Consider the following 12715-nt stretch of genomic DNA (forward strand, 5'->3'; position numbering starts at 1 on the left):
CGAGGACCGGATCGCCGCGAACCCGGCCGAGGCACGCCGCGGCCGTACCGGCGCGACAACACCACATGGGCGCAGACACAGGCCGCACTCGACCAGCCGGACCTGGCCCGCCTGGACACACACCTGGACGAGATCGCCCGGCAGAACCAGGACCCGGCCACCACCCGCCCGCTGCCGGGACCAGTGGTTCCGGCTGCACCGCCCCGGAGCGCTGCGCCCCGCCCGTCCGCGCCTGGCGCGGTGCTCCCGTCACCCCACATCCATCCCGCCGGTCACGCCGAACGCCGACGTTCTGGCGACTCTCGTTCTCGGCCACGCAGGCCAGGAGCGGAAGTTGCACGCGGGGCCGACCGTGGCACCGAAGCCGGAGAGCCACGTCCGTGCCCGACCCGCCGCGGGGACAAGGGAGACGGGACACCCCGCCCCGGCAGCCGTCCCCGCGGCGGCCCACCACCTCCGGCCCGTGCTTTCGGCCGCGCCGCGAATCACCAGCGCTTCACGGCGAGAGCACCTTGTCCGGTTGCGGGGCAATCAGGGCAGAGTAGCCTGAAATTGATCGATACTACCTGTTTTGGAGGTAGGCGATGTCTCTCCGACTGCTGCGCCACCGTATGCCGCATGGGCTCGTCCTTCTCGGCAACGGCCGTCTCATCCGGGGCTTCAGCGGCGGCTTCTACGACGGTCACGGGTACCAATCCTGACACCGTCCCCGCCATCGGACCGAGTCCACTGCGGGGACGGCGTCAGGCCGACCTTGGAGGATGTGCGGTGGCAGAGGACACCGATGCCCTGGTGGCCATGACGCGGATCCTGTCACCGCATTGCCGTGTCACCAGGATGTCCGACGGAGCGCTGATCGCGGACTGGCGGCGTACACGTTTTCTTGGAGTGGCGACGGCGGACCTTCGGAAGTTCGCTGATGGAATCCCCGAAGAACGCGCCGAAATCGTTACCGGTCTCATCCACGCCGGGTGTGCGGCGGCCCGCCGCAGGCAGCAGTCGGACATCGCGATCGGGCTCTGGCTGCGCGGAGTTTGCCTGCTGATCCGGACCATGGGATTCGGGCGCGCCCTTCGGCTCCTGTCCTTGGCAGCCCCGGTATACGCCCGTGCGGACCCCGCCGCCACGGAGGACGTCGAACGGCTGAAACGGGCAGTGCAATCACACGGTCGCAGAAGCTGGTTCGTCAACGACGACTGCAAGGCCGAGGCTGTGACGGCCTTCGTCCTGCTGAGGCGGCGCGGCGTGAAGGCCGTACTTCACGTCGGTGTACGCGAGCACCCGTTCGCCCTGCACGCCTGGACGTCTTCGGCAGGCCTGTGCATCCCTGACGCCGATCCGCGCGGGCACACGTTCGAGCCGGTTCTCTCGGTGGGCGGCGGAGGGCAGTGACGTGGAAGCACTCCGCATCGAGTGGGACGGGGGCGTCCCGAAGCTCTGGGCAGCCGGGGCCATGGCGCGGCAGGGGCTCGTGACGACGGTTTCCTCAGGGGCCGGGACCGCAGTGGTCGCTGGGTGGGTCGGCTCCGTCCGTGAACGCGTGGCAGGAGCGCGAGGCATACTCGACGACTGGGGTCGGCCGCAAGCGGCACCGCGTCTGCCGACCGGCGACTATGCGGCCGTCCTGGTGTACCGCGACCGCATTCTGCTGATGCGGGACGAGCATGCACGCATCCCCTTGTTCTTCAGGGAGTCCGGTGGTCGTGTCACCGCGGTGAGTACATCGGCGCGCCAGCTGGGCGGCGGAGCAGAGCTGGAACGGCGCTACTTCTGCCGGTACCTGACCGGGAACATGGCGCAACCCCACTCGGAACTCACCCCCTTCGCCGGGGTACACCGAATACTCGGTGGCGAGGTGGTGGAACTTTCGATCACGGGGTGGATACGTGGTCGGGTGCTACGACACGTTCGTCAGTCCCACGACCCGTCGGTACAGAGAGCGGACGAACCCGGCATCGGCGGGGCGGCGAAGGACCTGCGTCTCGCATTGGAGCACGCTGTCGGGCGCCGTATGGGCAGGATTACGGCCTGCCATGTTTCCGGCGGCACCGACTCCACCAGTGTCGCGCTGCTAGCGGCACGTCTGCTGGCTGCGGGGCAGGGCCACCCTCGGGACCTTGTCCTGCTTGCCGGGCGCTTCGGAGGGGGAGAACTCGCTGCCGAGCAGCCCTATATAGACGAGGCGATGGCGGAGATCCGTCGGCACGCACCCGCAGCCCGCCCGTTGATAGTCGATGTCGACGACATGGCCGACTTCGACGACTTCCAGCACCACGCGGGAGACCCGGACGAGCCTCATGCGCACGCCTTCCGCGCCCCGTTCTGGAGCAGGCTTCATGCCGCTGCGGCGGATCTGGGCTGCGATACCCTCTTGACCGGCTGCGGGGCCGATCCGGTTGCGGACGCCAACCCACTTCACTTGCACAGACTGGCCCGCACAGGACAGCTCCGGCTGATGACGAGGCAGGCACGTGACTGGGCCGCGGGCAACGAGCGGGGCTTGTGGGACATCGTCTCCGCCTACGTGGTGCAGCCGGCTCTTCCGCTGACCGCCGAACGGGTTACAGCGCTCGTCCGCCGCCGCGGAACGGTACTCGGCGGCCTCGGCAACTTCGCCCGCCCCCGATGGCTGCGTTCCGGATTCGCGCGGGCTCACGGCTTCCGTGAGGCCAGCATCGCGGAGAGCCGCTTCGTATTCGGACACAAGCCCGAACAGTCCCTCTACGAGGCCGCCAATTACATCACCGCTCCGGACCCACTGTCCTGGCGCCGTGCACGGCAGGACGGGTTCTTCCTCTCACATCCCTTCCTCGACCCGGAGGTCATCGCCCTGATGCGCCGCCTCCCCGCCGAGGCCGCGTTCCATCCGGGCCGCCCGAAGGCGGTGCTGCGCGAGGCGATGGCGGACCTGCTTCCGCCCCGGATCGGCGGCCGGGCCGTCAAGGTCCCCTTCAACCAGCTCTACGCACGCGGCCTGCGAACACACGGCGACGAACTCATCGACCTCTGCCGCTCCGCGAGGCATCCGCTGATCGCAGAGATGTTCGACGTCGAGACGCTGTGCCGGGCGGTGAGGGAGGCGCAGTTCGGCATAGGAGACTCCTATTCCTGGGACCGTGTGAACAGTTCTCTCGCCCTCATGGTGTGGCTGGAGCGATTGGATCAGCACTCCCACGTGCGCCGTGCGGTCATGCCGGTCATCGCTGGTTCTTGATGTCCCAGAGCGTTCGTTTGATCGGGCCCGTTTCGGCGGTGACCAAGCCGTACCGGTTCAACATCTTGCGAATTTCCGCTCCGGACAGGATTCGGTTTTCCTCACCGTTTCGCGTAATGGATTCCGACAGGCCTGCACCATGCGTGCCGAACTGCCAATAGACAGTGACGTAGCGCGGGTCCATCGTATGCTGGTCAATGGAATTGTTTTCGTACACCCGGCCGCGGGAAACGACGGAGTCGAGGCCCTGAGCCTCCTTGACCCACTGGGGCACCTTGCCGCCACCCCAGGAATACCCCTTCACCTGGATCTGCTCCAGACTGAGCCGGTCCTTGCGCGCCAAATGCGCGGAGGCGTAGAGCGCCAATTGGTCATAAGGCGTATTGATGGGCAGTTGCACAATCGTTTGGGTGACGAACGTGTCGTTTGCCTCGATCCAGTTCCCGGCAGGTACCCATGGCTGCGCCAACACCAACTGACCGGGCTGGAAGATCTCCCTTCGGGAGAGCGGGTGCTGTATCTGGAAGTCACGGAACGTCTTGGCATCTGCACGCCACTGCTTGCGGAGCCGGTCCGTCTGGCTGAGCGACACCCGTTCACCCATGGCGTGGAATTCGGTACCGAGAACGAAAAATCCCACATCGCTGTGGTTCTCGATCCTGATGCCGACCGGTACGGCGAATTCCTTATGGTCCATACTCAGCACAGGCTTTCCCACTGCGATACTGACGAGGGGTCTGGCACCGTGCTGGGACGGCTGGTAGAGGTGCTCGTAGCCGAAATTGGCCATCGCGAGACCCGAGGAGACGACCAGTGCCGCGGCCACCCGCTTCGGAGCGGGGATGACGACCGATGTCCGCCACACCGTGAAGACAGCCCATGCGGAACCAGCCGTGAGCAGGCTGTACAGCACCCGGTAGAGCGTGGAATCGCCGTCCCTGAATGTCTCGAGCAGGATCATGGCGTTGGCCAACGATGCCGCGACCGTACCGATCAGCGCGACCATCCCGGAATAGGGGAAGCTGCTCCGGCACCAGTGGTCCACGACCGCGGCGGCGCCCAACAACGAGACGGCCGAGACCACAATGAGGATGGCACCGGTGATGCGCCCCGAGTAGGTCAGGGCCGCGCTGAGGTCCTCGATGCCCCACCAACCCAGCAGCAGCGCCGTCGGAAGCAGGACCAGCAGGACCAATACCACGGCAGCCGGTGACCGCCTGGTGCCCGTTGTGATCAGTGGCGCCCGCAGGTGCGAGCCGACGCCGGCCCTGGGGGGAGTCGTCACGTGATCGTCTCCGGACGGCGCAGGCCGTCCATCAGGCGCTGATGGTGACCGCGACCGGAACACACACTCAAGCCGACCGCGAAGAGTCTCGCCGGTAGGCACCGTCCTACGCCAACTGGACCCACGGATTTCTCCTTCGACCGTCACTCGGCACTGCACGGGTGGAGCGCGTCTGGCGAGCGCCTGCCGGGCTTCCTGCGGCACGCATCGCGCGGCGGCGTCGCGGAGCGTCCGATCCCCGCAGCGGACCAGGAGACCTGGTGCTGCGCCGGGCCCCTCGGGCACCATCGTCCGTGGTGATCTTTCGGATCACCATCCGGATGCCGCCGGACGGCCTACACGCACGAACTCCCTTCGGACTTCGGACTTCGGACAGGAGGTCCGCTGTCGTCGATGCCGCGGCGAACGAGGAACTCGTACTGGTCCTCGTCGGCGGGAACGAGAGCCCGGCCGTAGGTGCAGAAGCCCTTTGTGCCGATCCATGCGGGCGCTCAGCTCTACCGGGACACCGGCTGACTCAGCCCGCGGGCACGCCGACCGCATCCCACGCCTGGAGTACCGCCTCGAGCACCTGTGGCCCGTAGGCATCGGCGGCGCCCGCCGTCAGCCGTGCGAAGGACGTGAAGTCGGCGTCGCTGGCGAGCGTGCCACCGGTGAGCACGTCGTACCAGACATGGCCTGCGCGATCCCAAGCGTGGCCGCCGAGCTGAGTCGCGGCGAGGTAGAAGGCGTGGTTGGGGATGCCCGAGTTGATGTGCACGCCGCCGTTGTCGGCGAAGGTGTGCGCATAGTCGTTCATGTGGGCGGGCTGTGGATCCTTGCCGAGCTCGTCGTCGTCGTACGCGGTGCCGGGCGCCTTCATCGAGCGCAACGCGACGCCCCGCACTCCGGGGCGCAGCAGTTCCTCTCCGATCAGCCAGTTTGCTTCCTCGGCCGACTCATCCTTGGCGTACTGCTCGACCAGGGACCCGAATACGTCGGACAGATGCTCGTTCAGGGCTCCGGACTGGCCCACGTATGCCAGGTTGGCGGTGTATTGGGTGACGCCGTGAGTGAGCTCGTGGCCGATGACGTCGGGGGACTGGGTGAAGTCGCCGAAGATGCGCCCGTCCCCATCGCCGAAGACCATCTGCTCGCCGTCCCAGAAGGCGTTGTCGTAGTCGCGGCGGTAGTGAACGCTGGCATCCAGTGGGAGGCCGGCCCCGTCGATGGAGGAGCGGGACAGGGTCTGCAGATAGAAGTCGAAGGTGGCTCCGAGGCCGTCGTAGGCGTGATTGACCGAGGCGTCCGGTACGTCGGCCTCTCCTTCTCCGCGTATGCGTCTGCCGGGCAACTCCTGCCGGTGCTCGACGTCGCAGATGGTGCGGTCGGAGTGGTCGGGGCCGCGCGTCGGCGGGGCGACGGTCGGGCTGATCTCGGCCGTCAGCCTGCGTTGGACGCGTTGTGCCGCGTCGAGCGCCAGAGTGCGGCGGGCAGGATCGCGCACGGCCGGGTCCTCAGCTCGGGCCAGCCGGTCGAGTAGATGCGGTGGCACGATCGCACACGGCGTCGTGGCCACGGACCTGGGCGAGAAACCTCGGATGTCGTCGGTCATGGGATGTGCTCCGATCGGTGCGGATGGCGGTAGCGCACTTCATCCGCCTGACGCTCGCGCCTGTGCGCGTGCCTCAAGACGGTCCGGTGAAAACTGTGCTGTCGGCAAGACGCTGCCACCGTGGTGCTGGGCACGAATGCATTCAAGCGGGACGGCATGATGCACTGGAGGAGTTGGTGCGAGAGGGCGTCGGCCTCCAGCGTGTCGAACAGCCGCACCACGTTGGTGGGGTGGCAGGCGCCGACCTGATTGCTCGTCCCGTCGGGGCAGATGACGATCCTGTGTGGCATATCGGCTCCTCGTCGGGACAGCCCTCAGCGGGAGCCTCGGCCGTTCCCGCGCGCCCGGCCCGTGGCCAGATGGCCGGCTGCGGTGCGTCGTTCGGGGTCGATCTGCCCGGCAAACGCCTGGAGCGCGGCGGAGCTGTTCGGCGGCAGGACCGCCATCAGCCCCCGCTCCTGTGCCTCGGCCACTGTCTCCGCCGCCCTGCTGCTCTCAGGCACGTGCACCAGGCGGACGTGTCCGTCTCCGGAACCCCGCCGGTCCACCGGAGCTACGGCGCCATGGGTACCGTCGGGGAGGGTCACCCACAGCTGGAAGTCGTCGTAGCGGACGAAGTCCGCCCCCTTGACCGGCCAGGGATAGTGGTGCTCACCGGGCACCTTGGGCAGAATCCCCTGGTGGTTGCCGCGGGTCATGGGCACGCACGCGTTGAACAACGAGTCGGTCCACGCCTCCACACCGTCCGCGTCCTTGATCGGGGTGCGCAGCAGTGCGTCGCCCTCCTCGTATCCCAGCTCGGCGAGGGCCGGCAGGGTCAGCGGGAAGGCATCGACGAGGTCGGCCGCCTCCTGCCTGAGCCGGTCGACCTTCACCGGCTCGGCGCAGAACTGCATGCTCCACTCGACGCCCACCCGGGCCCGGTACATCCGCCAGCCGCCCGCTCCCTTGGCCCAGAGGCTGCCTCCATGGTGCATCTCCCAGTGCTCGGACCCGGCGGGCCGGGGCCCGTACGGCAGATCCGTGTCACTCATCTCGTCAAGAATCTTGTGCGCCGTCCTCTTCGCGGCGAGGAAGAACGACGACTCGAAGCGCTCGGGGTGCTCGACCAGCCGAATCTTCCAGGGGTGGTTCTCCGACTCGACCCCGCCGAGCTTGAGCGAGTCGGGAATCGGGGACGATGCAAGGGAACCGGATCGGGCCATGTCCGACCTCCACATGCCGACCGCGGTCCGTGTCCGGCCCACGGTGCCGAGTGCCTCTGTCTTCATCGTCCGTCCGGGCTCGGAGGTACGCCAACCCGAGCAGCCGATGAACTGGCGGAGTGTTGTCGGTCCGAGCAGGGCAGATCAAGAGGGCTGCCGCTGCCAACCGTGTCTATCAGGTCTGCCAAACGAACGGCTCTGTCGCAGATTCGGTGGTATCTGAACGTCATCGTCGAAGTGCCTGGCCCGGCATCCAAGCGGAGCAGGCGCAGACGCGTCTTCAAGCCAGAGGGGTGCTGCCTCGCTGGTGTGAGGTTTTTCCGTTGCTTTCCCCACCAGGCCATCTCCTCAGTGCCTTCGGTGATGGTGCAGGTGAGCTGCTGCACCCGCACCGTGCGCAGAACACCGGCCGCGAGCACCCGTCGCAACCATGCCGGCGTCGGACGACCATCCACGGGTTCTCCGCCAGGGCATTGCCGAACGAGTCGCCGACCGAGCCCATGGCACCTGGATACCGGCCCTGACCAAGCGTGTTGTGAGCTTCACGGACGTGTATTGACAGCCGTGGCCGGCGTGGCGGATGAGCTCACCGGGGTGACTTCGCGGCTGGCCAGGGCGTATTCGAGCGAGGTGGGGACCAGGTCGGCATCCGCGTGGGCGGAGGTCTCCCGGGCCACGACCCGGCGGGAGAACGCGTCGCGGATCGCGGACAGCCCCAACGGTCCCTCCCCGGTGGGGATCACGGTCAGGTCAGTGCCCCACAGCCAGTTTGGCCCGTGGGCGGTGAAGTCGCCCCTGACCAGGTCACGGGTCAGGTCGTCGTCCGCGGCATGGCGAGTGGAAACAGGCGAGTGGTTTGTCCCTGTCGGACGTGGGTCACCGGCCCGCGCGGGCGTCGGGCTGCGCCGGCATTCGGGTGGGAGGACAATGGAGACCGGCGACCGGCTGTGTTTGCGACCTCTTCACCGCATCCGACGCGCCGAGAGGTTCCCATGAGCAGTGACCTGTACGGCCCTCCTGTGAGCGGCCCCTTCGAGTACGAGCCCCCGCGGCCCGGTCCGGTCATCGCGGCGGTGAGCCCGGAGGACGCTGCGAAGCTCCCGCACGAGCGGCCCCCTCGGGAAGGGGACGTCGAACGGCACGAACGCGCGAGGCTCGAACGGCGGCAACAGCAGTTCATCCCCGCACGTCCTCGGCACGCCGATGTCCCGCCCACCGAAGTTCCGCCCGTCCCCGGATACGAGGCGCCCCCCTGAGGGCTGCCGAGCAGGTTGAGACGAGGTGACGCCACATGTCCTCCGTGAACCTGGTCCTCAATACCGGGCTGAACAACGCCGCGACGGGCTTGATCACGTCGGTGGACGACGAACCGACCGCCGCCCGCTTCCTGGGGCAGGCCTTCCTGACCGGAAACACCTACGCCAGCCGTTCGCAGGATGGTGGATCAACCTGGACACAGGTCGATCCTTTCGCTGTGTTCCCGCTCGCCGCGGGCGGCCTGTGCTGCGATCAGATGACCCTGCACGAGCGCACCCGGAACCTGTGGATCTGGCTCCTCCAGTACAAAGCGGACGCCGACGGGTCGAACATCTTCCGGCTGGCCGTCTCCACCGACGGGACGCCCGCCCCCGGATCGTGGACCTACTGGGACTTCAGCCCCGGTCTCTTCGACCCCACCTGGACCACGGGAACCACGTTCGACCGACCCGACATCGCCACCGCGAACGAGCACCTCTACATCACGTACAACGTGTTCCGCGGTACGGCCTGGGCCGCCACGATGGTCTTCAAGATCTCGCTGGGGCAGCTGGCGCAGCAGCAGCTGTCGTACGTCTACTACACCACCACGACGGACACGTCCTTCTGCCTCGCGCGCGGTGCGACCACGGACATGTACCTCATGTCCGAGACCGTGCAGAACCCCGTACGGATCTTCCGGTGGCCGGACGCCGACGGCAGTTCCTGGACCCGGACCGACATCACCACGCCCGGCGCCTGGACCGGCAGTACGACGCTGGGCGCTTACGTGTCGCGCTGCCCGAACGGCTCCAACTGGCTGGGCAAACTGACAGCCAGGGCCACCGCGGGATGGGTGGCGGGCGACACGGTCGGCTTCCTCTGGCACGCCCTGCCCACGAGCGACCACCCGCAGCCGTGGCTCAAGGCGCTCGTGGTCAACACCACCACTATGGCGGTCGTCTCCGAGCCGGACCTGTGGAACCACGACAACGCGTACGCCTACCCCGCCACCTGCCCCAACGACGACGGCGAGGTCGGGATCTCGCTCTTCTTCGGCGGTGGCGGCACGCTCAACCCCCGTCATGTCGTGGGGTTTCTGGAAGACCCGGCCTGGGTGCTGGCCGGGACGCGGGACAGCACCGACGGGCCGTACGGCGATCTGTGGGGCGACTACCTCAGCTGCGCGTTGGGCCATCCCGACGATACGAACTGGGTCGCCACCGGTTACACGCTCCAGGGCGGCAGCACGTTCCAGTTCGTCGATCCCCAGTACGTCGAGTTCACCGTCGGCCCCTGACCGGGCCGGCCCGTGGAGGAGAGAACGATGAAAGCGGGCAGGATCCTGCGCAATCCCGACGCGCCCCGGACCTTCCCCCGGCCACAGGCCGGCCGGGACCTGGACCGCCAGGACGCCGAACGGCTGGAGGAGATCCGGCAGTACTTCAGGGACCAGTACGCCCGGCGCGAGGTCGTCGCCCGCACGATGACGGCCGACGGTGACGAACTCGACTGGGTCCCCCGCGAGTTCCACGGCGAACCACCCGACATCGAGCCGCCGGAGTTGTACGGCTCCCACCGCCGCGGGCTCCCGCAGCCCTTCGAATCGCCCGATCCGGACGCCGGGACCGGGCCGCCCGGCACCGTCCCGATGCTGCGCAAGCCCCTGGACCGCATCACCCCGGTCGGCACCCTGCAGGACTACCTGTCGAAGGGGCCCTACGCGAAACGCGTCACGCCGCCGGACGACACCGGCATCCGGTCCCTCGGCACCCAACCCGTGCACAAGTACGCGGAAGTCGTGCAGCCGGTGCTCCACTACGGCACCGAGGGCGTCATCAACACCTGGCGGCCCTACGTCCAGTGGTCGAGCGAGTTCTCGCTCGGTCAGCTGTGGGTAACGGGAGGGTCGGGTGCCGGGACCGATGTGCAGACCGTCGAGGTGGGCTCGATGACCTACTACGACCGTTACGGCGACTGGGGTCCGCACCTGTTCCTCTTCTACACCACCAACAACTACACGCAGAGCGGCGACTACCTCGGCGGCTACGCCCCGGACGTCAAGGGCTGGGAGCAGCTGTCGAGCACGGTCTACCCCGGCATCCGGATGGCGGAGAGCGTCGACGGCGGCGACCAGTACGAACTGTCCGTCAAGGTCATGCTGTATCTGGACAAGTGGTGGGTCCGCATCGGGAACGAATGGATGGGCGGCTTCCCTCGCAGCCTGTTCAATTCCTCCGGACTGTACAACCAGGCAGGGCACATCAACTGGGGCGGCGAGATCGTCGACGACAAGGTCCACCACCCCGATCCCACCTGGACCCAGATGGGCAGTGGGCACTTCCCGTCCGAGGGATGGAGCCACGCGGCCTACATGCGCAACATGGCCTACCAGTCCGACCCGGCCGGCACGATGCAGCCGCTGGCGGGCTATCCCGTGGCGACCAACCCGAACGCCTACCAGATCGCTGTCGACTTCTCCGGGACGACGGCCTGGGGATCGAACTTCTACTGGGGAGGCCCCGGCGGTGTCGAGTGACGTCCCGCCCGGGGACGGCCGCCCCGAGGTGATCCCCTCCGAGGTCGATCCGGACATCGAGTGCGTCCGGACCGACCTGGCGGGAGAAGGTGCCGCGTCACCACCGCCCCCCGACGCGACCGGCCCGCCGCCGCCCTCCCCTGTCTTCCCCGCGTCCTCGGCCGTACGGGGCCGAAGGCTCTGCCCCGAGGGCTACACGCCCCGCCGTCGGCACCGGGACTACACCCTGGACGGCAAACGGATCGTCAGCGACTCCCCGCCGGTCCCCAACCCCGAGCCGCCCCCTGAACCCGACAAGCCGTCCACCGATCAGACCTCGTGAGCGCGTCCGCTCCGGAAGCGGAACGTCGTGGTGCACGGGCGGTGGGCGTCGTCGCCCTCGTACGTGACGACGACCTCCCGGGCGCCGGTCGGCACGGTCGCGGTGCGCAGGCTCGCCAGGCCCACCGCGTCGAGCGGGACTGTGCCGAGACGCAGCCCGTCGGCGGTGAAGGTCACACGGCCGCGGGGTGCCGGCCCGCCGGCCCCGATGCGGGCGATCCGTACCGTCAGGGTCGCCGGCACGCGGACCTCCGTCCTGGCACTGTAGGATCCAGCGGCGGCCGGATCCGCGCTCAGGGTGCCGTCGCGGGCGACGCGGAAGCCGGTGCACACGCCGTGCACGGTGCGCGGCTGATAGCCCTTCGCCGGAACGAGGACAGCGGCCAATTCACGGGGCGCACGGAGCATCGCATCCCGCCCACCGTGGAGGGCCGCGAGGCCGAGCAGGTCGCTGTCGGCGTCGGCCGCGGACAGCACCACCGGGAACCCTCCGACAACAAGGGTGTCCGTGCCTCGTCCGGTCAGGAACGCGTCGCAGGACGTGTCGTAGTCGACCGTCCCGTCGCGGCGGACCGTGTACGAGAAGTCGGCCGGCACGCCGGGGCCCGCGTGGAAGCCGAATCCGGCGGCCGGCAGCAGCGTGAGCCGGTGCAAGTCGGCCGGGGACAGAAAGGCCCCTGCGGCAGCTCCCGGCACGCCGACCGGCAGCAGGCCATGGGAGAGGCCGCGCCCGTCGACGGTGACGGTGCGCCCGCGGACCGTCAGGGTGTCCCCGGCGGCCTCGGCGAGCCCGGCCGCCTCCGGCGAGAGCCGGACCCTTCCGTCGGCGGTGACGGAGAAGCCGAGGCCCCCGTCGGCGGTGCCCGCCTCGACCCTCAGCCGGTACCCCGAGGCGGGCAGCAGGCGCAGCTCGTGTGTCCGGTCCGGCGCCAGTGGAGCCGCGCCCGGCAGGTCGGGGGTGAGCGGATGGTCCAGGCTCCGAGCGTCGACGAGGACCGGCGCGCCGCGCACGGTCAGCCGCCGGCTGCCGCGGCCGGTGAGGAAGACGTCGTATGGGGACGCGAAGTCCAGGGTGCCGTCCGCACGTACGTCGAAGGCGACGGCGGCCGTGATGCCGTCGCCGAGCCGCAGCCGGTAGCCGGTGCCGACGGGCAGCTCCACCACGGGCGGCGGATCGGCCGCCCCGTCGACGAGACCGCCCCGGGGCCTGCCGCGGGCCCCGTACTCCGCGTCGTCGCGGGCTCCGAGGACGGCGACGTGAGGAGACGTCAACTGCGAGGTGTCGAGAGTGATGGTCGGCATCGGCGCTCCCACGCAAGAG

Annotated in this window: 11 protein-coding genes; 5 read left to right on the forward strand and 6 right to left on the reverse strand. The window is 68.6% G+C overall.

All coding sequences use genetic code 11. The features are described from left to right. The first annotated feature begins 768 nt into the window (after positions 1-768). Together ACFC79_RS18835 and ACFC79_RS18840 are read left to right on the forward strand one after the other, a co-directional pair. Positions 769-1392, forward strand: a complete 624-nt coding sequence (locus ACFC79_RS18835; protein WP_376241443.1) for a lasso peptide biosynthesis B2 protein — start codon at positions 769-771, stop codon at positions 1390-1392. A 1-nt stretch (position 1393) separates the two neighbouring features. After that, positions 1394-3214, forward strand: a complete 1821-nt coding sequence (locus tag ACFC79_RS18840) for an asparagine synthase-related protein (protein WP_376241445.1) — start codon at positions 1394-1396, stop codon at positions 3212-3214. On the opposite strand, the gene ACFC79_RS18845 is transcribed toward ACFC79_RS18840, so the two are convergent. From ACFC79_RS18845 to ACFC79_RS18865, 5 genes are all read right to left on the reverse strand, one after another. Then, positions 3198-4499: a hypothetical protein gene (locus ACFC79_RS18845; RefSeq protein ID WP_376241447.1), complete on the reverse strand. Its 1302-nt coding sequence runs from the start codon at positions 4497-4499 to the stop codon at positions 3198-3200. The genes ACFC79_RS18840 and ACFC79_RS18845 overlap by 17 nt on opposite strands. Before the next feature lie 517 nt (positions 4500-5016). Next, a complete protein-coding gene (locus ACFC79_RS18850) occupies positions 5017-6093 on the reverse strand; it encodes a M4 family metallopeptidase (RefSeq protein ID WP_376241449.1) in 1077 nt (358 codons plus the stop codon). Further along, positions 6090-6383, reverse strand: a complete 294-nt coding sequence (locus tag ACFC79_RS18855) for a hypothetical protein (protein ID WP_376241451.1) — start codon at positions 6381-6383, stop codon at positions 6090-6092. The genes ACFC79_RS18850 and ACFC79_RS18855 overlap by 4 nt, the downstream gene beginning before the upstream one ends. Positions 6384-6407: 24 nt before the next feature. Then, complete coding sequence (locus tag ACFC79_RS18860; protein WP_376241453.1) at positions 6408-7298, reverse strand: DUF6424 family protein; 891 nt, start codon at positions 7296-7298, stop codon at positions 6408-6410. 542 nt (positions 7299-7840) lie between these two features. Next, positions 7841-8227: a DDE-type integrase/transposase/recombinase gene (locus ACFC79_RS18865; protein WP_376241671.1), complete on the reverse strand. Its 387-nt coding sequence runs from the start codon at positions 8225-8227 to the stop codon at positions 7841-7843. A gap of 362 nt (positions 8228-8589) precedes the next feature. Between ACFC79_RS18865 and ACFC79_RS18870 the strand changes: the two genes are divergently transcribed. From ACFC79_RS18870 to ACFC79_RS18880, 3 genes are read left to right on the forward strand one after another with little or no spacing between them, the layout of a single operon-like run. Next, on the forward strand, positions 8590-9834 hold the full coding sequence (locus ACFC79_RS18870; RefSeq protein WP_376241455.1) for a hypothetical protein: 1245 nt from the start codon (positions 8590-8592) through the stop codon (positions 9832-9834). Between the two features lie 27 nt (positions 9835-9861). Then, positions 9862-11073, forward strand: a complete 1212-nt coding sequence (locus ACFC79_RS18875) for a neprosin family prolyl endopeptidase (RefSeq protein WP_376241457.1) — start codon at positions 9862-9864, stop codon at positions 11071-11073. Next, entirely contained in the window at positions 11063-11395 is a 333-nt protein-coding gene (locus tag ACFC79_RS18880; RefSeq protein WP_376241459.1) for a hypothetical protein, read from the forward strand. Before ACFC79_RS18875 ends, ACFC79_RS18880 begins: the two co-directional genes overlap by 11 nt. On the opposite strand, the gene ACFC79_RS18885 is transcribed toward ACFC79_RS18880, so the two are convergent. Then, positions 11383-12696: an Ig-like domain-containing protein gene (locus tag ACFC79_RS18885; protein ID WP_376241461.1), complete on the reverse strand. Its 1314-nt coding sequence runs from the start codon at positions 12694-12696 to the stop codon at positions 11383-11385. The genes ACFC79_RS18880 and ACFC79_RS18885 overlap by 13 nt on opposite strands. Positions 12697-12715 lie beyond the last annotated feature (19 nt).

Source organism: Streptomyces sp. NPDC056061, from assembly GCF_042266885.1.
Lineage (GTDB): Bacteria > Actinomycetota > Actinomycetes > Streptomycetales > Streptomycetaceae > Streptomyces.

Excerpts from the sequence above, each read along its gene's own strand:
- ACFC79_RS18850 (WP_376241449.1), bottom strand. The coding sequence starts at position 6,093 with ATGACCGACGACATCCGAGGTTTCTCGCCCAGGTCCGTGGCCACGACG.
- ACFC79_RS18855 (WP_376241451.1), bottom strand. The coding sequence starts at position 6,383 with ATGCCACACAGGATCGTCATCTGCCCCGACGGGACGAGCAATCAGGTC.
- ACFC79_RS18860 (WP_376241453.1), bottom strand. The coding sequence starts at position 7,298 with ATGGCCCGATCCGGTTCCCTTGCATCGTCCCCGATTCCCGACTCGCTC.
- ACFC79_RS18885 (WP_376241461.1), bottom strand. The coding sequence starts at position 12,696 with ATGCCGACCATCACTCTCGACACCTCGCAGTTGACGTCTCCTCACGTC.
- ACFC79_RS18870 (WP_376241455.1), top strand. The coding sequence starts at position 8,590 with ATGTCCTCCGTGAACCTGGTCCTCAATACCGGGCTGAACAACGCCGCG.
- ACFC79_RS18875 (WP_376241457.1), top strand. The coding sequence starts at position 9,862 with ATGAAAGCGGGCAGGATCCTGCGCAATCCCGACGCGCCCCGGACCTTC.